Origin of the sequence: Rhizobacter sp. Root1238 (assembly GCF_001425825.1) — a bacterium.
In the GTDB taxonomy this organism is placed as follows: Bacteria; Pseudomonadota; Gammaproteobacteria; order Burkholderiales; family Burkholderiaceae_C; genus Rhizobacter.
On record NZ_LMDM01000049.1, the window covers coordinates 227,590 to 249,703 of the forward strand.

The following is a 22,114-nucleotide window of genomic DNA, read 5'->3' on the forward strand; positions in this document are numbered from 1 at the left end:
TTTTTGAATGACAGGTGCACGCCGTGTCGATGGCCGGCGCAAACGCAGCGCCGGCGCGGCCCGGCCGCAAGCGAGGGCTGACAAATCGCGCGCTGCGCCGGCGCGCCGACATGGACCGCTTCTTGCCATTCCCCCGGCATCGCGCCGCACAGCGGTGCTCCTCCGGGATGGAAACGATGTCTTCCAGGAAGCCTGGTGCCGAGGATGCGGCACCCTTGTTCCAGCGACTGTGGTCTCGCATCGGCGGCGCGCCGCTGCGCAACGATCCGGACGCCGCGGCGCCTTCGACGATGCAGCACTCCGGCTTCACGTCCGCCGGCGCCTGGGCCGACACCGTGATCGACGACGACCGGCGCACCGCGCCCACCGATGATGCGAACAATGGCCTTTCGTGATGTCCTCTCCCGTGACGCGCGCCCCCGCGACGATGCCGCTGCTTCGTTCCTCGACGACTTCGGCGATTTCAATCTCAGTGGGCGTGTCGTCGACGACGGCCTGCCCCCCACCGAAGCCGCGCCACTGGCCGCTGCGCCGTGGCAGTTCGAGATGGGCGACACCGCATCGCGCCGGATCGACACGCGCGACCCGACGGAGCCCTTGCGCTTCGACGGCATGGTGCTGCGACCCTGGACGCGCGACGACGCCCGGGCAATGGCCGAAGCAGTCCGCGAATCGACCGGCACGATCGGCCGCTGGATGGATTGGTGCCACCCCGGCTACGGCGTGCGCGACGCGATCGACTGGGTCGATGTCTGCGCCGACAGCCTGGCCCAGGGGCAGGCCTGCGAATTCGGGCTGTTCGACGAGCGCAGCGGCCGGCTGGTCGGCGGTGCCGGCCTCAACCAGTTCAACACGGTCCACCGCGTCTGCAACCTCGGCTACTGGGTCCGCCAGTCGGCCCAGGGGCAAGGCATCGCGACCCGCGCCGCGCGTTCGCTGGCCAGCTATGGTTTCAGCGCACTGGGTTTCCAGCGCATCGAGATCGTCGTCGCCGAAGGCAACGAAGCCAGCCTTGCGGTCGCCCGCAAGCTCGGCGCGCAGTTCGAATGCCTCGCGCGCAACCGGCTGATGATCCGCGGCAACCCGGTGTCGGCGTGGGTGCACTCGCTGGTGCCGTGACCTCAAGCGCGCGTCGCTGCCTCATCCGTTCGCCCTGAGCAGGGACTGAGCTTGTCGAAGGCCCGTCTGTCGAAGGGTTGGTGCTGTGGCGCGCTGGACTTCGACAGGCTCGGTCCGAACGGGGTTTCGGCTAAGGAATCGCCGCGTAGGCGCCGGTGCCTTCCGGCCACGGCGTCAGCACCTCGACGCCGCTCGCGGTCACCGCGACCATGTGCTCCCACTGCGCCGACAGCGAGCGGTCGCGCGTGACCACCGTCCAGCCGTCGGCCAGCGTGCGCGTGCCGGCCTTGCCGGCGTTCAGCATCGGCTCGATCGTGAACACCATGCCCGGGACCAGCCGCAGGCCCTGGCCGCGCTGGCCGTAGTGCGCCACGGTCGGCTCGTCGTGGTAGATGCGGCCGATGCCGTGGCCGCAGTACTCGCGCACGACGGTGAAGCCCTCGCGCTGCGCCACCGTCTGGATCGCGTGGCCGACGTCGCCGAGCGTCGCGCCCGGCCGCACCGCGAGGATGCCGGCGCGCATCGCCTCGTAGGTGGTGTCGACCAGCCGTTGCGCGAGCGGCGAGACCTCGCCGACGGTGAAGCTGCGGCTGGTGTCGCCGTACCAGCCGTCGCGGATCACCGCGACGTCGATGTTGACGATGTCGCCGTCGCGCAGCACTTCTTCTGCCGACGGGATGCCGTGGCACACCACCTCGTTGACCGAGGCGCAGATCGTCTTCGTGTAGCCGTGGTAGCCGATGTTGGCCGGCACCGCCTTCTGCACCTCGACGATGTGATCGTGGCACAGCCGGTCGAGCTCGCCGGTGCTGATGCCGGCCTTCACGTGCGGCGCGATCATCCGCAGCACGTCGGCGGCCAGCGCCCCGGCGGCGCGCGCCATCGCGAGGTCGGCGGCCGGGTGGACCTTCACGGAGCGGGCGGGGCGGTTCATCGGGCGGCCCTGCGCGGCGTGCGGGCGGCGACCGGTGCCGCCGGTCTCGCCGGCACCGGCTTCACGAACGACAGCCCCGGCTCGTTCGACTGCGCGGCGCGCAGCATCAGCTGGCAGATGTCGCCGTAGCTCAGCGCGGGGTGCAACTCGGCCAGCATGCCGACGCGCATCCAGTGCTCGGCCTGCGCATTGATCGAGCGGCTCAGCGCGTCGCTTGCGCTGCGCAGGTTGTCGTGCATCTGGTCTGAAATCTTGACGATTCCCATGGTGTGCGATCTGGAGGTGTGTTGTATGAAACGTATACGGTTCGTATATTAGCAGACGCCGGCGGGCGGCGGCTGCGGGGTGGTCCGAAGTCGCACTTCGGGCGACTGCGCCGCGACGGCAAGGCGCAGAAGTACATGTCTCCCGTGGGCGGCCCGACGCCGCACTCGAACAATCGGGCCTTTCGGCACCGGTCGCAGGGGATCACATGGGACGTCGTTCGAGACTGCTGATGGCGATGGGGATGGCGGCGCTGCTCGGCGCCTGCGGTGGCGGTGGCGGCGGCAGCGCGGCGGCCGACGCGGGTGGCGGCAGTGGCGGTGGCACGACCCCCGCGACGGTCCCGACCGTCGCGGCCGGCTGGTGGACCGGCAGCACCACCGACCACCGCGCGCTGACCGGCCTGGTCTTCGCCGACGGCAGCTTCAGCATCCTCTATTCCGCACAGGACGCGCCCGATTCGGTGGCCGGCCTGGTGCAAGGCAGCGGCGCCGGTGTCGACGGGGCGTTCGCGTCGACCGATGCGATCGACTTCCGGCTCGCCGACGGCACGGTCGCCGCCACCCCGTTCAGCGCCACCACCGTCGCGCAGCAGCGCTTCGACGGCAGCCTGTTCGACGACGGGCTCGGCTTCACGAGCACCTTCAACCCCGCGTTTGCACGCACCGCCGCGCTCGAGGACGTGGCCGGCCCCTACGACGCGCAGGCGGCGCGGCCCGATGACAGCCTGACGGCAACACTGTCGATCGACGCGCAAGGCGTGCTCAGCGGCAGCGGCACCGGCTGCCGCATCGACGGCTCGCTGGCGCCGCGCAGCGACGCCAACGCCTACGGCATCGTGCTCGCGTTCCGCGGTGACGACTGCGCCTCCGACGGGCTGGCGTTCAGCGGCATCGCGTTCTTCGATGCCGACACCCGCTCGCTGTACGTGATGGCGCCGAACGCGACCCGCAGCGACGCGCTGGTGGTCCGCGCCACCCGCTCCGACTGACGCCGACGGGGCGACAGGCCCGAGGCCCGATAGACTCCGCGCGGCCTGCCCGAGCCCGGAGAACCCCATGCCCCCGCGAAACGAAGCCGACGGCTTCCTGACCCGCATCCAGATCGTCACCGCCACCCGGCGCTACCGGCTTGGCGGCCCCGGCACGGTGCCGGACCCGGCGGTGCGCGCCCGCTCGCTCGCCGACGAGGCGATGCGCTGGAGCTACGTGCTGCGCAGCCGCGAGCGCTGGCGCGACATGCCCGATGTGGCCGACCGCCACCAGGCCGATGCCACCGCGACGCTGCACGCCTTCGGGCTGACCGACGAGGCGCTGCGCGAGATCGCGCAGGCCGGCCGCGCCGTCGTGACGATGCCGTTCGAGACCGAGAGCGTCGGCTGGGAGGGACGCATCTTTCCGTGGGAGTTCGTGCTGTCGCGCGCGACGCGGCGCTACCGGCGCACGGGCGGGGCCGCGGCCTCGGGCGGGCACGGCCTGACGGTGATGCGCCACCTCGACCTCGCCGAGCGGCCGCCGTTGCCGGTGCGCCGCATGGACGGCCGGGTGCTGGTCGTGCAAAGCCTGCCCGGCGCGCTGGCGCAGGCCTATGACGCCACCGACGAGACCGAGCGCGTGCGCCGCGCCTTCGGGCTGTCCGGCGACGACCCGCGCTGGCGCGTGGCCGCGAACCCGACGCTGGCCGAACTGGCGGCGCTGTGCGCGGCGTTCCGGCCGGAGGTGGTGCATTTCTGCGGCTTCGACAACCACGAAGGCATCGCGCAGCTGGCCAACGGCGCCGCTACCGATGTCGCGGTGACGCTGCGCGACGAGCGGCGCAGCGCCGCCGAGTGGCAGCGCGACGACAAGGGGGTGGTCGACGGCTGCCTGATGCGGCGCAGCGACGCCCTGCCGGTGATGGTGGCGCCGCCCGAGCTGGCGCATGCGCTGACCGGCGGCGGCCGGCACCGCCCGTTCTTCGTCGGGCTGAACCTGTGGAACTCGGCGGCCCGCGTCGCTCCGCAGCTGCTGCCGGCCGGCGTGCTGGCCGCGATGGGCTTCCAGGATGCGTTCGACGACGCGCTGGCCGGCTACTTCTTCGAGACGCTGTATGCGCAGCTCGCGGCACAGGCGTGGAACCTGCCGGTCGCGTTCGAGCAAGCCTGGGCCGCGACGCGCTCGCAGGTCGACCTGGTGCCGGGCACCGGCATCGCGCTGTGGGCACGGGCGCCGCTGGTCGCGCAGCGCAGTGCACCGCACCTCGCCCGGCCGGCGGCCGCGGCCGCGCGTGCGCCGTCGGTGTCGCGGGCCTTGCTGCGCGCCGTCGTCGAACCGCGCACCGAATTCAACTACGCCGAACTGCACAACCAGGGCGACCCCGCCGAGAAGCGCAGCGCGCTGTTCCACCGCTTCGAGCTGCGCGGCGCGGTCACGCAACCGCCGACGCGGGCGCAGGTGCTGGTCGAGCTGAACTGCGGCATCGAACGCGCGCGCTACGAGGCCGAGATCGAGCTGACGCAGGAGCGCACCAGCCTCGGTGCGCGCATCAAGATGCCGCTGACCGCGCGGCTGATGCGCTCGGTCTCCGAAGCGGTCGTCAGCAGCCTGTTCGTGCAGGTGGTGGTCGGCGGCCGGGTGATCCACAAGGACACCTACGCGATGCGGCTGATGCCGGTCGACCAGTGGCTGGACAACAGCACCAGCGGCGTCTGGTTGCCGTCGTTCGTGCTGCCGCGCGACCCGGCGGTCGAGCGCGCGATCACGCTCGCGCAGCGCTATGTGCGGGTGATCCGCGACGACCCGAGCGCCGGCTTCGAGGGCTACCAGTCGTCGTCGTCCGCCGACCCGGCCAGCCTCGAGAACGTCGACCTGCAGGTCGAGGCGATCTGGTCGGCGCTGCTGCACGAATGGGACCTCGGCTACATCAACCCGCCGCCCACCTACAACCGCGCGCTGGATTCGCAGCGCCTGCGCACGCCCAGCGCGGTGCGCGCGGCGCGCATGGGCACCTGCATCGACCTGACGCTGCTGTTCGCCGCCTGCCTGGAGCTGGTCGACATCCACCCGGTGGTGTTCCTGCTCGACGGCCATGCATTGCCGGGCTATTGGCGCCACCGCGACTACCAGTTCGCGTACCGCGAGGTGATCGACCCGGGCGATGCGGTGCCGTTGAGCGACGAGCACCGCACCGGCTCGCCCGGCGCGCAGACGCGGCCGTGGCGGGCCGGCCGGGCCAGCTACCGCGAGGTGTGGGGGCTGATCCGCGACGGCAAGCTGGCGCCGCTGGAGAGCGTGCGCCTGACCGAGCACTGCGGCTTCCGCGAGGCGCGCGAGGCCGGCGTGCAGGCGCTCAGCGAGCCGCGCGATTTCGATTCGATCCTCGACATCGCGATCGCGCGCGAGCACCAGGTCACGCCGCTGCCGATCGTGGCGCCGGCCGCATTGGCACTCGGGGAGCGCGCATGAACGACGCCCTCATGACCAGCGATCCGCTGCCGTTCAGCGCCGCACCGTGGGCGGCGGTCGATGCGCGGCTCGGGCTGAGCGAGCCGGCGCCCGCGCAGGCCGCGGCGCTGCCGATCTCGATGCGGCGGCGCCGCGGCTTCACGCCGTCGATGGCCGATCCGCGCGCGAGCGTCAGCCTGCGCGACGACGACGGCGTGCTGCGCTGGAACTACCAGCCGCCGGCCGCCCAGGTGCTGCGCGGCCGGTCGCGGCGGGCCGGTTGGTTCGGCTTCGGCGACCTGCTGCAGCGCTTCGAGTACGACGACATCGGGCCGAACCGGGTGGCGCAGTCGCTGGTCGCGCTCGACGCCCGGCTCACGCCGCACCAGGGGCTGCGCCAGTGGCTCGGCGGCGCGCTGGTGCCGGCGCCCGCGCCGCGGCCCGGCGGCGCGCAGCGCACGCTGCTGCTGCTGCACGGCACCTTCAGCAACAGCGACATGTGGTTCGACCAGCTCGGCGCGACGCCGGCCGGCGTCGCGCTGCTCGCGCAGTGGCAGCAGGTCTACGGCGAGCGCATCTTCGCGTTCGACCACCCGACGCTGTCGGTCGCGCCGTGGCTGAACGCGCTCGACCTGCAGCGTGCGCTGCGCGGCATCGACGGGCCGATCGACATCGTGTGCCACAGCCGCGGCGGGCTGGTCGCCTCGTGGCTGCTGCGGCTCGCGCCGGTGCGGGTGCAGCAGGTGGTGTTCGTCGGCTCGCCGCTCGGCGGCACCAGCCTCGCGTCGCCGCACCGCTTGCGTGCCGCGCTCGACATGCTGGCCAACATCGCGAACGCGCTGTCGCTGGCGGGGCAGGCGGCGAGCACGGTGTTCCCGCTGGCCGCCGGCGCGGCCGGGCTCGCCAAGGTGCTGGGCAAGACGCTGCAGCTCGGCGCGGCGCTGCCGCTGGCCGACGCGGCGGTGGCGCTGGTGCCGGGCCTCGCGAGCCAGCAGCGCGTCACCGACAACGCCGAGACGCGCGCGCTGTTCGGCGACCGCTGGCTGGTGCAGCCGAAGTTCGCGGTGGTGACGGCCGACTTCGAGCCCAACCTCGACGAGCCGGCCTGGAAGTTCTGGACGCGTTTCAGAAGCCCCGGCCTGCAGCTCGCGGCCCTCGGTGCCGACATCGTGTTCCCCGGCGCCAACGACCTGGTCGTCGACACCGGGTCGATGAGCTTCTTCGGCGAGCCGGCGCAAGGCTCGCCGGAGGTGTTGTCGCTCGGCAGGACGGCGACGACCTTCCACACCAACTACTTTCGCGATGCGGCGGTGTTGAAATTCATCGCTGGCTTGTCGCCGGCGGGCTGACGCCGGGCGTCCAGGCAGCCCAAGCCGACCAGCGTGGCCTCGATGGCCTCGTCCAGCGGCGTGTGCGGCTCCCGGCCCAGCACCGCGAGCAGCCGGTCGTTGGCCAGCCGCACCGGCCGCTGCCACAGATAGCGCATCTCCATCATTTCGCGCAGCGTCGCGACGAACGGCGCCATCAGGCGCAGCAGCCACCACGGCGTGCGCGTGATGCGCGGTGTCTGCCCGGTGCGGCGCGCGACCACGCGCTGCACCGCCTCGGCGATCTGCCGGCCGGTCGCATCCCAGTGCCCGCCGAGGTGGAAGCGCTCGAATGCCGCCAGGCTGTCGCGCCGGCCCAGCAGCTCGACCATCGTGCGTGCGACGTCCGGCAGGTAGGCCCATTGGTGGCCCACGCCGGCGTCGGCCGGGTTGCTGATGGCCGTCACCGGCTGGCCCGGCTTCAGCATGCCTTGCGACAACCAGCTGTTGCCGAGCTTCGGCCCGAAGAAGTCGCCGGACCGCACGATCAGCACGCGCGCGCCCTGGCGGCTGGCCGCCGCCAGCCGTTCCTCCATCTGCACGCGGATCGCGCCCTTGCGGGTCTGCGGGTGCTGCGGCGACTCTTCCCGCAGCAACGGGAACGCATCCGGCCCGAAGTTGTAGACCGTGCCCGGCAGCACGATGGTCGCGCGCTGCGCGATGGCGGCGGCGATCGTGTTGTCGACCATCGGCAGCACCAGCTCGGCCCAGCGGCGGTAGCCCGGCGGGTTGACCGCGTGCACGATCACCGCGCAGCCCTCGGCAGCCCGCATCACGTCGGCACGCTGCATCGCGTCGCCGCGCAGCCAGGTGATGCCGTCGCGTTGCTGCACGGCCTCGGTGGCGCCGCGCTGCAGCGCGCGCACCGTCCAGCCGGCGTCGCGCAGCTGGCGGGCGACCTCGCCGCCGATGCCGCCAGTGGCGCCCAGCACCAGGGCTGTCTTGTCGTCGCTGCGGGTGTTGCCGTTGTTCATGTCGATCTCCAGGTGGGTGGTGGGCATGGACTGAATTCTGGAGATGGAGGCGCTCGGATGGAATTGCCGAACATCGCGCTGCGGCTATACATTTATGCATGACATCGAAGATCGGCTGGGAGCTCTACCGCTCATTCCTAGGCGTGCTCGAAGAAGGCTCGCTGTCCGGTGCGGCGCGCGCGCTCGGCATCACGCAGCCGACCGTCGGCCGGCATGTCGCGGCGCTCGAACAGGCGCTCGGCGTCGTGCTGTTCACGCGCTCGCAGACCGGCCTGCTGCCCACCGAGGCGGCCCGGTCGCTGCAGCCTTATGCCGAGGCGATGCAGAGCACGGCAGCGGCGCTGGAGCGGGCGGCCGGTGGCCAGGGCGGCGGGGATGGTGCCGTCAAGGGCACGGTGCGCATCAGCTGCGCCGACATCATCGGCGTCGAGGTACTGCCGCCGATGCTGGCCGGGCTGCACGAGGCGCATCCGCAGCTGAAGATCGAGCTGGTGCTGACCGACAAGCTGCAGGACCTGCTGCGCCGCGAGGCCGACATCGCGGTGCGCATGGTGCAGCCGAAGCAGGAGCAGCTGATCGCGCGCCACATCGGCAGCATCGAGCTGGGCCTGCATGCGCACCGCGACTACCTCGAACGCCGCGGCACGCCGCGCCGGCCCGAGGACCTCGCCGGCCACGCGACGATCGGCTACGACCAGCCGTCGGCGTGGGTGCGCCAGGCCGAGAAGGCCTTGCACGGCATGCGGCGCGAGACCTTCACGCTGCGCAGCGACAGCAACCTGGCGCAACTGGCGCTGATCCGCGCCGGTGCGGGCATCGGCATGTGCCAGGTGCCGCTGGCCCGGCGCGATGCCAACCTGGTGCGGCTGCTGCCGAAGCTGATCGCGCTGCCGCTCGGCACCTGGGTCACGATGCACGAGGACCTGCGCAGCAGCCCGCGTTGCCGGGTCGCGTTCGACGCGCTGGTGGCCGGCCTGACGGACTACATCGACCCCAAGCGAACCCCAAGCCAAACCGCGCGATGATGCAGGCCTGCGCCGCCTCCGATCCGCCACCTTGACCTCGACCGTGCTTTCCGCCCCCGCCGCCTCCTGGCCCCGTGCCGCGTTGCGACGCCTTCTTGCGCTGTGGCCGACCAAGCTGGTGGGCATCACCGCCGGCATCTCGCTGTTCTTCGTGCTGTATTTCTGGGCCGCGCGCTCGCCGCAGGCCGCGCTGACCGTGATGCCGGTGCTCGCGATCGACCGCTGGTTCACGCTGCGCGAGGGCCTGCTGCCGGTGTACGCGTCGCTGTGGGTCTACGTGTCGCTCGCGCCGGCGTTCTCGAAGGACGGCGGCGAGCTGCTGCGCTACACGGCGCGGGCCGCGCTGATGAGCGCGATCGGCTTCGCGTTCTACCTGTTCTACCCGAGCGCGGTGCCGGACTTCGGCGTCGACTGGACGCAGTACGGCAGCCTGCAGTTCCTGCGCGCGGGCGATGCATCGCGCAATGCGTTCCCGTCGCTTCACGTCTCCTTCGCGGTGCTGACCTGCCACCTGCTGGCGCGGCAGCTGCGCGAGCTCGAGGTGCCCGTCGTGCTGCGGCTGGCCAACCTGGCCTGGTGCGTCGGCATCGCCTATTCGACGATCGCGATCCGCCAGCATGTCGTGGTGGACGTGATCGGCGGGCTGGTGCTGGGCGTGGTGGTGGCCGCCGTGCCGCTGCGCGAGCCGGCACGCTGATTGCCCGAACCCGGCTCACAGCAACCCGGGAGCGAGCCATGTTGCAGGATGTTCGCATCGTCACCACGTCGATCGCCGTGCCCTGGCAGGTCGTCTACGAGTTCGCGCGCCAGCCGTCGCTGCTGCCGCAGTGGGCCTCGGGGCTGGCGGCCGGCATCGTCGAGGAGGACGGGCGCTGGTTCGGCGACTCGCCGATGGGCCGGGTGCAGATCGAGATGGCGCCCGACAACCCGTACGGCGTGCTGGACCACGACGTCACGCTGCCCGACGGCACGGTGTTCAGCAACCCGATGCGGGCCGTGGCCAACGGCGACGGCTGCGAGCTGAGCTTCACGGTGTTCCGTGCCGACGGAGTCGACAGTGCGCAGTTCGAGAAGGACTGCGCGCATGTCGCGGGCGACCTGCAGGCACTGAAGCGCCTGATGGAGAGCCGGGCGCACCGCTGAACGCGGCGTGGCGATCAGGCCTTGGCGTCGGCGATCTGCCTGACCGCGTGTCGCAGCTGCCGGCGCCCCTCGGCGTTGGTCGCGCGCCAGGCGCTCAGCGCGAGCTGCAGGAACTGCAGCTCGGCCGGCGTCAACCCGTGTGGTTCATGGGCTTCGTCGAGCCAGCCGGCCGCCTGGTCACGCGCCGTCTCGATCTGCCGCGCGAGCTTGTCCCCGATCGGGCGGCTGCTCTTGATCTGGCTCCACATGCTCGGGCTGATCTGCAGCGCTTGCGCGAACAGCTGCTCCATGCCTTTCGGGGCGACGCCGTCGCGCATCTGCTCTTCGGCGAAGCGCTGGAACAGCGTGAGAACGTTCTGTCGGCGCAGCAGGGTGATGTTGTCGGACACGGCGGGTGGGGAAGGGCTGCAGGAAAGGGGGGCGGCGGGGCAGTCGCGGGATTGTCGCACCGGGGTGAAGAGTCTTTACTGGTGCCGAGCTGGGGATGGGGCACGTCGGGTGCAAATGTCATCGTTGTTTTGCCATGCGTCTGACTCAAGACTGCGGACTTCGTGACGCACCGTCGCCCACACCGCAGGTCTTTGATGCAAACCTCCCCGGAAGTCCTTCGCCGCACCTTGGACCACTCCTTCATTGAAATGCCCAATATGGGTATAGTCAAACCCATTATGGGTATGAAGAGAGGCACTGTGTCCTCGCGCCTCAGTCTTGCAGATGCGTTGTTCGGCGGCATCCAGCAGCGAGTGCTGGGGCTGCTGTTCGGCCAGCCCGAGCGCAGCTTCTACGCCAGCGAAATCATTGCGCGGGTGAATGGGGGCTCCGGCGCGGTGCAAAGAGAACTTGCGCGACTGGCCCAGAGCGAACTGGTGACGGTCGAGATCGTCGGCAACCAGAAGCATTACCAGGCCAATCCGGCATCGCCGATTCATTCCGAGTTGTGCGCCATCGCCCGGAAGACGGTGGGCATGGCAGAACCGTTGCGAGCGGCTCTCGCACCACAAGCGGACCAGATCCGGGCCGCCTTCGTCTACGGCTCCGTGGCGAAGCGCCAGGACACCGCCAGCAGCGACATCGACCTGATGGTGATCGCCGATGAACTCACCTACGGCGAGTTGTTTTCAAACCTGGACGCCCTCAGCGATCGCCTGGGTCGTGTTGTCAATCCGACGATCTGCACACCCGAGGATCTTCGACAGCGTGTCGGGCAGGGCGAGGCCTTCATCACCCGGGTGCTGCAGCAGCCCAAGATCTGGCTGATCGGGGGCGAGCATGAGCTCGGCCTTTGAGAACCTCACCGGTCCTGGCAAGCCCTTGCGCAAGGAGCGTCCCGATGCAACCGAAGCGAGTACGAGGGCAGCTTCACGGCGGATGACGGATTGCTCGCCGAACTGATGAATGCCTGCGACACCCTGGTCGACAGGTTGAAGGCGATGCCACCGGTCCCCGCGGGCTGACTCACACCAACGGCAGCATCACCACCTTCCGATACGCCTCCCGCTTCGACAGCGCGTCGAACCAGCGCTGCACCTGCGGCAGCTCGTCGCGCTCGATCGGCAGCGACATCCAGCGCCATACCGCGCAGCCGAGCGCGATGTCGCCCATCGTGAAGCGATCGCCCCCGACGAACGCACGGCCTTCGAGCTGCGCGTCGAGAATGGTCAGCGCCTCCAGCGTCTCGCGTCGCGCGGCTTCGACCAGGTTGTCGTCGCGCTCGTGCTCCGGCGTGCGCAGGAAGGCGCGGAAGATCGGCACCATCGCCGGCCACAGCGTCGAGTTCGACCAGTCGACCCAGCGATCGGCCTCGGCACGCGCCACCACGTCGTCGGGCCACAGGCTGCCGGCCGCATGCTTGGCGGCCAGGTAGCGCAGCACGGTGCCGGACTCCCACACCACGAAGCCGTCGTCCTCGATGGTCGGCACCAGGCCGTTCGGGTTCAGGCGGCGGAACTCGGCGGTGTTGACGACGCCGTAGTGCCGGCCGGCGTCGATGCGTTCGTAGGGCAGCGCGAGTTCCTCGCAGCACCACAGCACCTTCTGCACGTTGATCGAATCGGCATTGCCCCAGATCTTCAGCATTCGCGGCCCTGGCAGTCGTTGATGCGGGGCGAGTCTAGGGCAGGCCTTGCAGGCGCGCAGCGAGCGCCGGGAGCAACCCCACGGCGCCGCCGCTCACCAGCCCGAGTTGCCACTCCCGCGGATGAAGAAGCTGCTCGGCGCGGTGTCCTGCTTCAGCCCGCCGAGCGCCGGGTTCGTCACCACCACGCCGTCGAAGTTCACCGCGCCGCGGCCACCGTTGTCGATGACCTCGATGCCGTACTTGCCGGGGTTGGTGATCCTGACGTTCTTCAGCCTGACGTTGCTGAACTTCGCGTTGTCGGCGTCGCGCAGCAGGTCCGGGTGGAACTTCTCGCCCGGCGGCACGAAGGCCGTGCCGAAGCCGCGGAACTCGATGCCGGAGTAGGTCGGATCGACGATGTCGAGGTTCTCCACCAGCACGTCGTTGATGCTGCCTTCGCGCAGGTAGAACTTCAGCGCGCCGTGCTGCCACGGCGTGCCGGTGTTCTCCATGAACATCGGGCCGCCCGCGCGGATCAGCGAGATGTTGCTGAAGGTCGTCGTCGCCGGGCCGAACGGGTACGGGCTGAACTCGTTGTCGATCAGGATGCCCGGGTAGGTCAGCACGTCTTCGCAGACGCTGTCCTTGAACACGTTGTTCGCACCGCCATACGCCGCGAAGCAGTTGGCGCGCCACGGCATCTGCACCGTGTTGTTGCGGAACACGTTGTTGACGCCCTGGCCCTGGTCGGGCGCGTTCTTGCCTTCCGGGCTGATGAAGTTCTCGCCCAGCTGGTAGGTCTTCTCCTTGACCCAATCGGTCCACTTGATCGACCACACCACCAGCGCGTCGTCGCCGGTGTTGCGCAGGTGGCAGTTCTCGACCACCGAGTTCGACGTGCCGTTGTCGAGGTTGATCCCGTCGGCGTACGTGTTGCGGATGCGGCAGTTGCGGATCGTCAGGTTCTGCGTCGCCTGCGTCTGGTACGGGGGATCGTTGCCGACCCAGATCGCACCGACCACGTGCTCGATCCAGACGTTCTCGATCAGGCTGTTGGCGCCCATCGGGCCGGCGAAGGCCTTCTGCACGCCTTCCGACTCCTCGGCCCGGGCCTTCGATTCGCCGAGGATCGAGAAGTCGCCGAACACGCATTTCGCGCTGGCGCCGTAGCAGAAGAACAGCGACTTCGGGCCCTTCAGGTTCGTGTGCCACATGCCCGCACCGCGCACCTCGATGCCCGGGTTGTCGAGCCCGACGTTGCCGCCGGAGATCTTCTGCAGCAGGTAGTCGCCCGGCGGGAACCACAGCTTGCTGGTCGAGCGCATCGCGCGCAGCACGTCGTCGGCGTGGTCCTTGCCGTCGTTCGGCTGGATGCCGAAGCTCGTCACCGACGTGAAGCCCGCCGGCATCGTCAGCGCGTCGGGCACCGGCTCGATGTCGACCAGGTCGATCACGTAGAACGCGGCGGTGTCCTGCGCATCGCGGCGCAGCATCACCGTCGCGCCAGCCGGGATGGTGTCGACCAGCGTGCGCACCTCGTCGAAGAAGGTGTGCGGCTGGCCGGCCGGCTTGTCGACGATCGGATCGCCGATCAGCCCGCCCTGGTACGACCAGCTGTAGCGCGAGGTCAGCGGCAGCGTCTTCACGCGCACGCCGTTCACGTACAGGCCGAGCGTGCTGTCGATGCCGCCGCCGCCCGGGGCGTCGGGGATCGAGTAGCGCACGACGACGCCGTTGCCGGCCTTCGTGGTCTTGAACGACACGTAGTCACCGGTCTTGTTGAGCCGCACCGCCTTGCGACCGATGGCCTCGGCCTCGATGTGGTTCGCATCCCACTTCTGGCGGCTCGGGCCGAGGATCTGCGCGTTGGTGGTTCCGTCTTCGGCCTGGTACTCGACCCAGGGCACGTTGGCACCACGGCCGGGGACCGGCGCGGGGGGGGGAGCCGGTGCGGGGGCCGGTGCAGGTGCCGGGGCGGGCGCGGGTGCGGGCGCCGGAGCAGGCGCTGGTGCCGGAGCGGGGCTCGGTGCGGGCGCAGGGGCCGGCGCAGGCGCTGGTGCGGGAGCCGGTGCCGGCGTGGGGGCGGGCGCCGGAGCGGGCGCTGGCGCGGGCGCCGGTGCCGGGGCAGGCGAAGGCGCCGGCGCGGCCGCGACCAGCGTCCACTTCTCGGTCTCGCCGCCGTTGCAGCTCCACTGCCCGATGTGGCCGCCTTCGGCCTTGCTGAAGTTGCCGACGTCCAGGCACTTGCTGCTGTGCTTGAAGCGCACGTTCACCAGCCCGCCGCCCAGGTTGTCGAGCGCGAAGCGCTGGTTGTCGCCGCCGCCGTACTGCCACTGGTGCACGTTCGCGCCGTCGGCGGTCGACACGTCCTGCACGTCGATGACCTTGCCGCTGTTGGCATTGGTCAGGTGGTAGTAGCCCTCGGTGTCGCGCACCAGGTCGAACAGCCGGCCGAGCGAGCTGTTGCAGGCCATCTGCACGATGTCGGCGCCGCTGACGGTCGAGTCGCCGGCGACGGCCAGGCACAGGCCGCTGAAGTTGGAACGCACGCTGTAGCGCGACGACGGCGCGGGGGCCGGCGTCGGTGCCGGGGCGGGCGCTGGCGCCGGAGCGGGCGCGCCGGCCACCGGCACGAAACTCCACTTCTCGGACTCGCCGTCGTTGCACTCCCACTGGCCGATGGCGCCGCCCGGCGAGCGGCTCGCGTTGCCGACGTCCATGCACTTGTTGCTGTGCTTGAAGCGCACGTAGTACTTGCCGCCGCCCAGGTCCTGCAGCGCGACGCGCTGGTTGTCGCCGTTCAGCCAGGTCCACTGGTGCACGTTGGCGCCGTTGGCGGTCGAGATGTCCTGCACGTCGACGACCTTGCCGCTGTTCACGTTCACCAGCCGGTAGTAGCCCTGGGCGTCGCGCTGCAGGTCGAACTGGCGCGCGGCCGCGTTGTCGCAGGTCCATTGCACGACGTTCGCGCCTTCGGCGGTCGATGCGCCGTCGACCGCCAGGCACAGGCCGCTGAACGACGAGCGGACGGTGTAGCGGCCGGCGGCCAGGTCGGCGGCGTGGCCGAGCTGCGTGAAGCCGGCGCCGACGATCAACGCCAGGCAGAGCTTGCTGCTTCGAAACGGAAACATGGGTCGTTCTCCTTGTGGGGCTTCGCGGGCTCGGGGCTCAGGGGGCGCCGAGGCTGAAGTCCGCCGGATGGTAGGAGGCCGGCCCGGTTCGAAGTGGAAACGGTTTCACCCGCTTGCAATGCTTGCGAGGCGTGGCATGAATTGGTATTGGTGCATCGGATTCGGGTATCGATGCCCCATGGAAACGCGATGGCTGGCCGTCGGATGGCCCGCTGCGGCGCAATCAGGCGGCGGCTTCGACCAGCGGCCGGTCGAGCAGCGACCGAAGCACAGCGCCGAGCGCATGCGTCAGGCGTTCGCACTCTTCCCAGTCGACGCCGTCGCCGCGGCTGCAGACCACCACCACCAGTGGCGGCTCGTCGCAGCACGGCAGCACGCCGATCGCCCCGCCGGCGTGCACGAACACCGCAGCGCGCAGCGGGCCCCACGGCGCGAAATGCCGTTGCTGCCGGTGGTACAGGCGCCAGTAGTCGGCCGCGGCCTCCCAGGCGCTGCCGTCGCCGCGGTGGCGGCCGCTGGCGTACTGCACCGTCCCGGTGGACGCGTCGACCAGCGCACAGCCTTCGACGCCGGGTTGCCGGCAGATGCCGGCGAGGGCGATTGCGGCGGGATCGCGCGGCGCCGCCACGGCTTCCGGGGCGCAGCTGTGGAACGCGATCTCGGGAAATGCGGCGTGCGGCATCGGTGTCTCCTCAGCGGCTCGCCAGGCGCAGCCATCGGCGCATCGCGTTGAAGGGTCCGCCCGGGGCCGGGGCGGTCCGGCGCGCCGGCGCCGCGGGGAGCGGGAGCGCCGGCAGCGCGGCAGGCCCGGCGCCGTTGCCCACCGGTTCGAGGTGCAGCAGGTTGGCCGAGGCCATCCGCGTGATGAAGGCGACGCACTTGTCGGCGCTGACGTTGCTGAGCCGCATCAGCTTCTCGAGGTCGAGCGAGCGGGTCAGCAGGAAGCTGGCCAGGCGCAGGTTCTCGGCGTCGTCCCACAGCAGCCCGGCGGGCGGCCAGCGGCGCAGCCGGAAGCGGCAGCCGGCCGACAGTTGCGTGAACGTGGCGGGCACCTCGCCGGTGGCGCAGTGCTCGGCGCATTCGAGCGCCTCGACCAGCGCATCGAACTGCAGCGGGCTGCTCAGCACCGAACCGGGGGCGCGACCGGTGCGCCAGGCCAGCGCGCGCGGATCCTGCCCGGGCGGCACGAGGTGCAGCGTCATCAACGGCGGCTCGAGCATGCCGCGGACCGTGTCGACCTCGAGCCCCGCCACCATCACGACGTCGGCATCGCCATCGTGGACCACCTGCCAGTCGTGCTTCAACTGGCGGCTGGCGCGCGCCAGGAAGCGGCGCACCGCGCTCTCGTCGCGGGCGTCCAGCCCCTGCAGCAGCAGGCGCAGCGGCCAGCGCATCAACTGGGTCTCCATCTCGTCGTTGCTGCCGCTCATGCCCGTCCGCCTTCGTGTCCACACCGGAAGCGGACACGCTATCGAACAGTTCTGCAGGAAGAATGCAGAACGCGCCGCGCTTGCTCAGACAAACGGCACGGACAAGTGATGACGCGTGATGACGCGTGCGCCTGTGTGACGAAATGAGGCGCGGTGGCCTACGCCGGCCGGCGGCGCCACCACAGCCACACGCCGGTCAGCCCGAGGCCGCCGAACGCCAGGCCGCTGAAGAAGGTCAGCACCTGCTGCGGCAAGCCGCCGAGCTCGCCGATGTGCAGCGGGTAGACCCAGGCCACGGCGCGCGCGCCGGGGTCCAGTTCGCTCCAGCGCTGCACGCCCACCACCTCGCCGGTGCGCGGGTGCAGCCAGACGTTGGTCAGGCCGTTCGGGTGCGGATCGTCCGGCAGCATCATGCGCACCCGCACCGGGCGGTCCGGCGCACCGGGCAACTGCAGGTAGCCGATCGGGTCCGACGGGAAGCGCTGCTTCGCCTGCGCGACCATCTCGTCGACCGTCACCGGCGTGCCGCCCACGGTGTCCTTCGGCAGCGTCGGCGCGCCGGTGGTCTTCGCGCCGGCCAGCCAGCTGACGGCCTCGCCGAGCGGCCGCCAGGCCATGTAGGCCCCGCTCGCCACCGACACCGCGATCACCAGCCCCATCAGCACGCCGCCGGTGCGGTGCAGGTCGAACAGCCCGCGCAGCACGCCCTGGCGCAGCTCGATGCGCCACGACGGCGGCCAACGGCGCGGCCACCACAGCACCGCGCCGGTGACCAGCATCGCCAGGTAGACCAGTGCGCCGCAGGCGAGCAGCGCCTTGCCGGTGTCCTGCAGCAGCAGCGAGCTGTGCAGCTTGAACGCGAAGCCGACAAAGCCCTCGCTGTCGCCGCGCCGGCCCTGCTCGCGGCCGGTGGCCGGGTCGACGTACACCGTGCCGCTCCAGCGCTTGGCGCGCACCAGCACCCACAGCGTGTCGTCGGCCGTGCGCGGCGGGCGGAAGGTGAAGGTGCTGGTGCTGCCGAACTCGGCCGCCAGCCGCTGGCGGATCGGCTCCAGCGCGACGGCCTGCGCAGCGTTCGCCTCGGCCTTGAACAGGTTCGGGTGCGCCCAGCGGTCGACCGGCTGCGCGACCACCAGCACCGCGCCCAGCAGGCCGACCAGCGCCAGCACCCAGCCGACGCTGAGCCCGAGCCAGCGGTGCAGCCGCAGCCACACGCGGCGCAGGCCCTGGCGCCGCGATGGCGCTTGCACGACGGCGCTGCTCATCAGAACGCCACGCGCGCCTGGACGTAAGTGGTGCGTGGTGCGCCCACCATGCGGCCGGCGTTGCCGTCGACATTGCGCGTGTAGTAGCGCTTGTCGGCCAGGTTGTTGACGCCGAGTTGCAGGTCGATCGCGGTGGCGGTCGGCAGCTTCCAGCCGACCTGCGCGTTCCACAGGCGGTAGCCGGGCACGAGGCCGTTGCCGGCGTTGGCCGTTTCGGTCCAGGTGTTGGCGTTGTCGGCGTACTGCGAGGTCTGGTGCGTGCTGGACAGGTTGAACGCCCAGGCGCCCAGCACGTAGCGCGCGCCGACGGTGTCGGTGTCGCGCGAGTAGAACGGCACCTCGTTGCCGGCCGTGTCGCCCGAGGCCTGCAGCGCGCGGGTGTGCGTGTAGTTCGCGAAGACGTTCAGGCCGGCGAACGCGCTGTCCTTGTCGAAGCGGTAGTCGATGGCGGTCTCGATGCCGTCGTGCTTGGTCTCGCCCACATTCCGGAACGTGGCCGGTGTGATGAGAGGGACCTGCTGGATCTGGTTGTCGAAGCGCAGGCGGAACGCGGTCAGCTCGGCGCTCAGCGACGCACTTTTCCAGCGCGTGCCCAGCTCGAAGGTCTTCGCGACCTCCGGCTTCAGCGGGTTGGCTGCCGTCTGCGAGTTCAGCTGGATGTTCTGCACCGGGCCGAACGAGGTGTTGTAGTTGCCGAACAGCGTCCATTCGCCGGTGACCAGCCAGGCGATGTTCAGCGACGGCAGGGCCTTGTCGTTGTCGGTTTCGAAGCTCTTGCCGGCACCGTCGATCCGCGTGGAGCTGATGTGCTCGAAGCGCACGCCCGGCGTGATGCGCCAGTCGCCGATCGCGATGCGGTCGTCGACATACACCGCATGGGCATCGGTCTCGTTGTCGAAGCGGGTCGTCGGGTTGACCGCTCCGCTCAGGATGACTTCGGTGAAGCTGTTGTCGTCGCCGCGCTCGCGGATGAACCGATAGCCCAGCGTCACGTCGTGCGCCACCGCGCCGGACAGCAGGCGCTGCGTGTAGCGCGGCTCGATCCCCAGCACGCGGTAGTTGCGCGGCTGGTGCGTCAACACGACGCCGTTGGTCAGCACGCTCGCCCGCGAACTCTCGTTGTAGTAGAGCCGCACCTCGGCTTCCTGCGTGGCCGACAGCGGGTTCAGGTACCCCAGGTCGATGCCCTTGCGCACGCCGCTCCAGTAGTCGGTCGGCCGGGTGTTCTGGAACGGGTCGGCGTCGTACTGGTCGGGCGTCAGGCCGCCGGGCGTGCGCGACGTGACGTCGTAGTACGAGACCTTGCCGTAGACCTCGGCCTTGCCGCCCAGCGGCTGGCGGAACTTGACGGCCAGGTCGTTGACCTTCTCGTCGCTGCCGGCGCGCCATTCGCTGCCGTCCAGCCCCGAATACAGCAGCGCGAGGCCGAGCCCGTTGTCGAGCTCGCGGCCGAGGAACAGGCTGTACTGCGTGTTGTGACCGCCGCCTTCGCTGAAGTCGTTGTAGCGGACGGTCGCGTCGCCGCTCAGCGTGTCGCTCGCCGGGATCGGACGGGTGTTGAAGTTGATGATGCCGCCGACGTTCTGCGGGCCGTAGCGCACCGCGCCGCCGCCGCGCACCACGTCGACCGACTCGATGTTGTTCAGGCTCACCGGCGCGAACGACAGCTGCGGCTGGCCGTACGGCGCGACCGCGAGCGGGATGCCGTCGAGCAGCACGGTGGAGCGCGGCGAGTAGCGCCCGGTCAGCCCGCGCACGCCGACGTTCAGCGAGATCGCGCTGCCGGCGGTGCCGGAGTTCTCGGTCGCCTGAACGCCGGGGATGCGGCGCATCGCGTCGCCGATCGACGCCGCGCCGGTCTGCTCGATCTCGCTCTTCTGCACCACGGTGCGCGCGCCGGCGAAGCTCTTCACGCTGTTCTGCAGGCCGCTGCCCAGCCAGTTGCCGCTGATCTGCACCGGTTCGAGCGTGACCTCGGGGGCGACATCGGGATCAGCGGCCTGCTGGGCATGCAATGCGGACGGCAACGCGGCGATCGCGAGCGCAACAGCCGTCAACGGCCGGTAGAGAGACTGGACTGCCATGGGAAAAGGAACTCCGATGCCCTGTTGCGGGCACTTTGTGCTGGCTGGGCGATGCTCGGCATGGATGCGGTTCCATGCGAAGCCGCGATGGCTGGCGATTGAGGGGGCGATGGATGACGTCGGTGCGCGCATGATAAATGGCGCCGACCCCGCGATGAGAAGGGTTCGCAATTGGCCCTTGCTGCCGGACGTCAAAAATTATCGATAATCGCCATCCCACCCTGAAGGCTATTTCTCATGCATTACCGCGAACTCGGCCGCACCGGCTGGAAGGTGTCGACGATCAGCTTCGGCGCCTGGGCCATCGGCGGCACCTGGGGCCAGGTGAACGACGACGAATCGATGGCCGCGCTGCACCGCGCGCTCGACCTGGGCGTCAACTTCTTCGACACCGCCGATGTCTATGGCGACGGCCACAGCGAGCGGCTGATCGCGCGGCTGCGCAAGGAGCGCAGCGAGCCGTTCTACGTCGCGACCAAGGCCGGGCGGCGGCTGAACCCGCACGTGGCCGAGGGCTACGACCGCAAGAACCTGACGGCGTTCGTCGAGCGCAGCCTGCGCAACCTCGACACCGACGCGCTCGACCTGCTGCAGCTGCACTGCCCGCCGACGCCGGTGTACTACATGCCCGAGGTGTTCGGCGTGCTCGACGACCTGGTGCGCGCCGGCAAGCTGCGCCACTACGGCGTCAGCGTCGAGAAGGTCGAAGAGGCGCTGAAGGCGATCGACTTCCCCGGCGTGCAGTCGGTGCAGATCGTCTACAACATCTTCCGGCAGCGCCCGGCCGAGCTGCTTTTCCGCGAGACGCTGGCGCGCCGCGTCGGCATCCTTGCGCGGCTGCCGCTGTCGTCGGGGCTGCTGTCGGGCGGGCTCTCGCGGCAGACGCAGTTCGCCGCCGACGACCACCGCAGCTTCAACCGCGAGGGGGCGGCGTTCGACAAGGGCGAGACCTTCTCGGGGCTCGACTATGCGAGCGGCCTCGACGCCGTGGAGGCGCTGCGCCCGCTGGTGCCGGCCGGCCAGACGCTCGCGCAGTTCGCGCTGCGCTGGATCCTGATGCAGCAGGCGGTGACCTGCGCGATTCCAGGCGGGCGCAAGCCGGCGCAGGTCGAGGAGAACATGCGCGCGGCCGACCTGCCGGCCTTGTCAGCCGAGACGATGCAGGCCGTGGATTCGATCTACGCAACGCACGCGAAAGCCCAGGTCCATCACCGCTGGTGATCGGCGTTGTCCAGGTAGTCCCGCTTCGCGAGCTGCAGATGCGCCACGCACAACTCCGCCAACGCCGCGTTGTCGCGGCCCTTCAGCAGCCGGATCATCTCCAGGTGCTCCTCGGCCGCGGCTTCCGAATGGCCGGCCGCGGCGGTGCGCTGGGCCCGCACCGGCAGGCTGAGCCACATGTAGTGGCGGATCGAGCCGGTCAGGTAGGGGTTGCCGCAGCCGCCGAACAGCGTCAGGTGGAACTCGTCGTTGATGCGGTGCACCGTGCCGTGGTCGCCGGCCCGCAGCGCCGCGACGAACTGCCGCTGCAGCGCCTCGAGCGCCGACACCAGCGCGGCATCGGCCGGCAGCGGAATGCGCAGCGCCGCCTGCCGGTGCAGCAGCTCGCGCACCTCGTAGATCTGCCGCACCTCGGTGGCGGCCAGCGCGCGCACGCTGGCGCCCTTGTTCTTCTCGCGCACCACGATGCCGATGCGCTCCAGCTCGGCCAGCGCCTGGCGCACGCCGTGGCGCGTGGCGCCGAAGCGCGCCATCAGCGGGTCTTCGACCAGCCGGCTGCCGGGCGCGAGCCGGCCGAAGATGATGTCTTCGCCGAGCAGCCGCGCGACGTCCTGTGCTTCGACAGGCAGCGGCCGGGGCTCGGTGAGGCGGGTCATGAGCTGCGGATTCTGCCAACTCT

General features: G+C 70.4%; 21 protein-coding genes. 10 read left to right on the forward strand and 11 right to left on the reverse strand.

Annotated features, from left to right (window positions below):
- The first annotated feature begins 23 nt into the window (after positions 1-23).
- Together ASC98_RS30930 and ASC98_RS28155 are read left to right on the forward strand one after the other, a co-directional pair.
- Entirely contained in the window at positions 24-395 is a 372-nt protein-coding gene (locus ASC98_RS30930; protein ID WP_157597926.1) for a hypothetical protein, read from the forward strand.
- The gene (locus tag ASC98_RS28155; protein ID WP_369820445.1) at positions 382-1,119 is read left to right on the forward strand and encodes a GNAT family N-acetyltransferase; all 738 of its coding nucleotides are present in this window, start codon (positions 382-384) and stop codon (positions 1,117-1,119) included. Before ASC98_RS30930 ends, ASC98_RS28155 begins: the two co-directional genes overlap by 14 nt.
- A 130-nt stretch (positions 1,120-1,249) precedes the next feature.
- On the opposite strand, the gene map is transcribed toward ASC98_RS28155, so the two are convergent.
- Positions 1,250-2,053, reverse strand: a complete 804-nt coding sequence (gene map, locus ASC98_RS28160) for a type I methionyl aminopeptidase (RefSeq protein WP_056813682.1) — start codon at positions 2,051-2,053, stop codon at positions 1,250-1,252.
- On the reverse strand, positions 2,050-2,319 hold the full coding sequence (locus ASC98_RS28165; RefSeq protein WP_056813685.1) for a ParD-like family protein: 270 nt from the start codon (positions 2,317-2,319) through the stop codon (positions 2,050-2,052). Before ASC98_RS28165 ends, map begins: the two co-directional genes overlap by 4 nt.
- A 206-nt stretch (positions 2,320-2,525) precedes the next feature.
- Here ASC98_RS28165 and ASC98_RS28170 point away from each other — a divergent pair, with 206 nt between their 5' ends.
- The 3 genes from ASC98_RS28170 to ASC98_RS30935 all read left to right on the forward strand — a co-directional run bounded on the left by ASC98_RS28170 (position 2,526) and on the right by ASC98_RS30935 (position 7,088).
- Positions 2,526-3,308: a hypothetical protein gene (locus ASC98_RS28170; protein ID WP_157597927.1), complete on the forward strand. Its 783-nt coding sequence runs from the start codon at positions 2,526-2,528 to the stop codon at positions 3,306-3,308.
- A gap of 67 nt (positions 3,309-3,375) precedes the next feature.
- On the forward strand, positions 3,376-5,760 hold the full coding sequence (locus ASC98_RS31220) for a hypothetical protein (protein ID WP_056813700.1): 2,385 nt from the start codon (positions 3,376-3,378) through the stop codon (positions 5,758-5,760).
- On the forward strand, positions 5,757-7,088 hold the full coding sequence (locus ASC98_RS30935; protein WP_056813704.1) for a triacylglycerol lipase: 1,332 nt from the start codon (positions 5,757-5,759) through the stop codon (positions 7,086-7,088). The genes ASC98_RS31220 and ASC98_RS30935 overlap by 4 nt, the downstream gene beginning before the upstream one ends.
- Here ASC98_RS30935 and ASC98_RS28185 read toward each other — a convergent pair.
- Positions 7,031-8,107 carry an SDR family oxidoreductase gene (locus ASC98_RS28185; RefSeq protein WP_369820446.1) on the reverse strand — a complete coding sequence of 359 codons (1,077 nt, stop codon included), beginning with the start codon at positions 8,105-8,107 and terminating at the stop codon, positions 7,031-7,033. The two genes, ASC98_RS30935 and ASC98_RS28185, sit on opposite strands and share 58 nt — an antisense overlap.
- A gap of 71 nt (positions 8,108-8,178) precedes the next feature.
- Between ASC98_RS28185 and ASC98_RS28190 the strand changes: the two genes are divergently transcribed.
- The 3 genes from ASC98_RS28190 (at position 8,179) to ASC98_RS28200 (ending at position 10,248) form a co-directional block, all read left to right on the forward strand.
- Positions 8,179-9,105, forward strand: coding sequence for a LysR family transcriptional regulator (locus ASC98_RS28190; RefSeq protein WP_056813707.1), 927 nt, complete (start codon positions 8,179-8,181; stop codon positions 9,103-9,105).
- An 82-nt stretch (positions 9,106-9,187) separates the two neighbouring features.
- Positions 9,188-9,802 carry a phosphatase PAP2 family protein gene (locus ASC98_RS28195; RefSeq protein ID WP_235581420.1) on the forward strand — a complete coding sequence of 205 codons (615 nt, stop codon included), beginning with the start codon at positions 9,188-9,190 and terminating at the stop codon, positions 9,800-9,802.
- Positions 9,803-9,840: 38 nt separating this feature from the next.
- On the forward strand, positions 9,841-10,248 hold the full coding sequence (locus tag ASC98_RS28200) for a hypothetical protein (RefSeq protein ID WP_056813711.1): 408 nt from the start codon (positions 9,841-9,843) through the stop codon (positions 10,246-10,248).
- 14 nt (positions 10,249-10,262) lie between these two features.
- On the opposite strand, the gene ASC98_RS28205 is transcribed toward ASC98_RS28200, so the two are convergent.
- Complete coding sequence (locus ASC98_RS28205) at positions 10,263-10,637, reverse strand: hypothetical protein (protein ID WP_056813718.1); 375 nt, start codon at positions 10,635-10,637, stop codon at positions 10,263-10,265.
- Between the two features lie 195 nt (positions 10,638-10,832).
- Between ASC98_RS28205 and ASC98_RS28210 the strand changes: the two genes are divergently transcribed.
- Positions 10,833-11,534, forward strand: coding sequence for a transcriptional regulator (locus ASC98_RS28210; protein ID WP_235581421.1), 702 nt, complete (start codon positions 10,833-10,835; stop codon positions 11,532-11,534).
- A gap of 169 nt (positions 11,535-11,703) precedes the next feature.
- On the opposite strand, the gene ASC98_RS28215 is transcribed toward ASC98_RS28210, so the two are convergent.
- The 6 genes from ASC98_RS28215 to ASC98_RS28240 all read right to left on the reverse strand — a co-directional run bounded on the left by ASC98_RS28215 (position 11,704) and on the right by ASC98_RS28240 (position 20,214).
- Positions 11,704-12,324, reverse strand: a complete 621-nt coding sequence (locus tag ASC98_RS28215; protein WP_056813721.1) for a glutathione S-transferase family protein — start codon at positions 12,322-12,324, stop codon at positions 11,704-11,706.
- A 93-nt stretch (positions 12,325-12,417) separates the two neighbouring features.
- On the reverse strand, positions 12,418-15,435 hold the full coding sequence (locus ASC98_RS32210; protein WP_082541917.1) for an RICIN domain-containing protein: 3,018 nt from the start codon (positions 15,433-15,435) through the stop codon (positions 12,418-12,420).
- Between the two features lie 223 nt (positions 15,436-15,658).
- Complete coding sequence (locus ASC98_RS28225; RefSeq protein ID WP_056813727.1) at positions 15,659-16,117, reverse strand: hypothetical protein; 459 nt, start codon at positions 16,115-16,117, stop codon at positions 15,659-15,661.
- 10 nt (positions 16,118-16,127) lie between these two features.
- Positions 16,128-16,865 carry a hypothetical protein gene (locus ASC98_RS28230; protein WP_056813731.1) on the reverse strand — a complete coding sequence of 246 codons (738 nt, stop codon included), beginning with the start codon at positions 16,863-16,865 and terminating at the stop codon, positions 16,128-16,130.
- 158 nt (positions 16,866-17,023) lie between these two features.
- Complete coding sequence (locus tag ASC98_RS28235) at positions 17,024-18,130, reverse strand: PepSY domain-containing protein (protein ID WP_056813733.1); 1,107 nt, start codon at positions 18,128-18,130, stop codon at positions 17,024-17,026.
- The gene (locus ASC98_RS28240; RefSeq protein ID WP_056813738.1) at positions 18,130-20,214 is read right to left on the reverse strand and encodes a TonB-dependent siderophore receptor; all 2,085 of its coding nucleotides are present in this window, start codon (positions 20,212-20,214) and stop codon (positions 18,130-18,132) included. The genes ASC98_RS28235 and ASC98_RS28240 overlap by 1 nt, the downstream gene beginning before the upstream one ends.
- Positions 20,215-20,451: 237 nt before the next feature.
- Here ASC98_RS28240 and ASC98_RS28245 point away from each other — a divergent pair, with 237 nt between their 5' ends.
- Positions 20,452-21,435 carry an aldo/keto reductase gene (locus ASC98_RS28245; protein ID WP_056813741.1) on the forward strand — a complete coding sequence of 328 codons (984 nt, stop codon included), beginning with the start codon at positions 20,452-20,454 and terminating at the stop codon, positions 21,433-21,435.
- On the opposite strand, the gene ASC98_RS28250 is transcribed toward ASC98_RS28245, so the two are convergent.
- Complete coding sequence (locus ASC98_RS28250) at positions 21,423-22,091, reverse strand: GntR family transcriptional regulator (protein WP_056813746.1); 669 nt, start codon at positions 22,089-22,091, stop codon at positions 21,423-21,425. The genes ASC98_RS28245 and ASC98_RS28250 overlap by 13 nt on opposite strands.
- Between the last annotated feature and the right edge of the window lie 23 nt (positions 22,092-22,114).

Coding starts and splice junctions, on each gene's coding strand:
- ASC98_RS28185 (WP_369820446.1), bottom strand. CDS start 8,107: ATGCCCACCACCCACCTGGAGATCGACATGAACAACGGCAACACCCGC.
- map (WP_056813682.1), bottom strand. CDS start 2,053: ATGAACCGCCCCGCCCGCTCCGTGAAGGTCCACCCGGCCGCCGACCTC.
- ASC98_RS28230 (WP_056813731.1), bottom strand. CDS start 16,865: ATGAGCGGCAGCAACGACGAGATGGAGACCCAGTTGATGCGCTGGCCG.
- ASC98_RS31220 (WP_056813700.1), top strand. CDS start 3,376: ATGCCCCCGCGAAACGAAGCCGACGGCTTCCTGACCCGCATCCAGATC.
- ASC98_RS28165 (WP_056813685.1), bottom strand. CDS start 2,319: ATGGGAATCGTCAAGATTTCAGACCAGATGCACGACAACCTGCGCAGC.
- ASC98_RS28235 (WP_056813733.1), bottom strand. CDS start 18,130: ATGAGCAGCGCCGTCGTGCAAGCGCCATCGCGGCGCCAGGGCCTGCGC.
- ASC98_RS28225 (WP_056813727.1), bottom strand. CDS start 16,117: ATGCCGCACGCCGCATTTCCCGAGATCGCGTTCCACAGCTGCGCCCCG.
- ASC98_RS28210 (WP_235581421.1), top strand. CDS start 10,833: ATGCAAACCTCCCCGGAAGTCCTTCGCCGCACCTTGGACCACTCCTTC.
- ASC98_RS28155 (WP_369820445.1), top strand. CDS start 382: ATGGCCTTTCGTGATGTCCTCTCCCGTGACGCGCGCCCCCGCGACGAT.
- ASC98_RS28200 (WP_056813711.1), top strand. CDS start 9,841: ATGTTGCAGGATGTTCGCATCGTCACCACGTCGATCGCCGTGCCCTGG.
- ASC98_RS28250 (WP_056813746.1), bottom strand. CDS start 22,091: ATGACCCGCCTCACCGAGCCCCGGCCGCTGCCTGTCGAAGCACAGGAC.
- ASC98_RS28190 (WP_056813707.1), top strand. CDS start 8,179: ATGACATCGAAGATCGGCTGGGAGCTCTACCGCTCATTCCTAGGCGTG.
- ASC98_RS28245 (WP_056813741.1), top strand. CDS start 20,452: ATGCATTACCGCGAACTCGGCCGCACCGGCTGGAAGGTGTCGACGATC.
- ASC98_RS30935 (WP_056813704.1), top strand. CDS start 5,757: ATGAACGACGCCCTCATGACCAGCGATCCGCTGCCGTTCAGCGCCGCA.
- ASC98_RS32210 (WP_082541917.1), bottom strand. CDS start 15,435: ATGTTTCCGTTTCGAAGCAGCAAGCTCTGCCTGGCGTTGATCGTCGGC.
- ASC98_RS28170 (WP_157597927.1), top strand. CDS start 2,526: ATGGGACGTCGTTCGAGACTGCTGATGGCGATGGGGATGGCGGCGCTG.
- ASC98_RS28215 (WP_056813721.1), bottom strand. CDS start 12,324: ATGCTGAAGATCTGGGGCAATGCCGATTCGATCAACGTGCAGAAGGTG.
- ASC98_RS28240 (WP_056813738.1), bottom strand. CDS start 20,214: ATGGCAGTCCAGTCTCTCTACCGGCCGTTGACGGCTGTTGCGCTCGCG.